Genomic DNA, 1,063 nt, shown 5'->3' on the forward strand with positions numbered 1-1,063 from the left:
GACATCCGCGTCGCGAAGACCATCGCCTACACCGCGCTCATTGCCATAGATGGCGGCGGTGTCGACCAGCCGGTATCCCGTGTCGAGCCCGCGCCGGACCACGGCGGCCACCTGCGAATCCGGGACTTGAAAGGTGCCCAGCCCCAGTCGGGGCAGGCTGCGGCCGTCATTCAAGGTCAGCATCGTCATGGGCCGTCCAACCGGCAGGCCCACCGCCCGGTTCCCGGTGCTGCCTGCGCCCGTCCCGCGATCAGATCGGCTTGCCGTCCCGGCCGATCACATCGGTTGCATAGGAACAGCCATAGAGCGTCTTGCCCGGATGGCTGGTGACGGTCGACACGGAGCGCGCGATGATGCTGTGCGTGCCGAATTTTTCCTCGCCCTTGGGCAGGACGGTCTCGTCGCTGACGACATGCTGGCCCAGGAACTTGGCCGCGACACCCTGTCCCGACAGGTCGGGCATGGTGTTGGTGACACCAATGCGGTCGGCCACCGTCTTCGGATCGGCAATGTCCAGGATCGCGAGCAGTGCATTGGCGCTGAAGGCGATGCGGCGCGTGGTCCAGCCCTCACCGACGCGGATCGGTTGCGGCAGTTCATATTCCTGCAGAAAGGCATTCTTGCCCTCGACCGGCCGCCAGCCGCGCCGCTTCGCCTCTTCATCCAGCGCCATGGTCAGCGCCCCATAGGTGTCGGTATTCAGCCGACAGTCGATCGCATCGACGACATTGATCGTCGCGGGATCGACCTCGACATCCGAGGCAACAGGAAGCGGTGCGGCCGCCAGCCACAACGCAAACAGGGCCTGAACCATCATGCACCTCGTCTAACGCAGGAGAAAATGCCCCGGCAAGTCCCCGCCCGCTGTCCCGAAGCAGGCTGTGGCGGCCGTCCGGTTCCGATTGACCCCCGCCCCCCGATCGCGCAAGTCGCTGGTCCCATGGTCGAGCATATTCTTTCCGCGCTGGCGAGCTTCGCCATCTGGGTCATTTCCACCGGCGGCTATCTGGGCATCATGCTGTTGATGGCGATCGAGAGCGCGTGCATTCCGCTGCCTTCCGAG

The 1,063-nt window shown here is 65.1% G+C and carries 2 protein-coding genes and 1 pseudogene; 1 reads left to right on the forward strand and 2 read right to left on the reverse strand.

What is annotated here, in order from left to right:
• The coding region (locus tag U1700_RS15270) for an aldo/keto reductase (protein ID WP_332753517.1) at positions 1–189 on the reverse strand (189 nt) is incomplete at its 3' end.
• A 61-nt stretch (positions 190–250) separates the two neighbouring features.
• Positions 251–817 (reverse strand): hypothetical protein, encoded by a 567-nt coding sequence (locus U1700_RS15275; RefSeq protein ID WP_332753518.1) that lies wholly within the window; start codon positions 815–817, stop codon positions 251–253.
• 123 nt (positions 818–940) lie between these two features.
• On the opposite strand from U1700_RS15275, the pseudogene U1700_RS15280 reads away from it, so the two are divergent.
• Positions 941–1,063: pseudogene (locus U1700_RS15280) on the forward strand (DedA family protein); the annotation flags it as partial.

The sequence above is a fragment of the Sphingomonas sp. RB1R13 genome, assembly GCF_036663775.1.
GTDB lineage: Bacteria > Pseudomonadota > Alphaproteobacteria > Sphingomonadales > Sphingomonadaceae > Sphingomicrobium.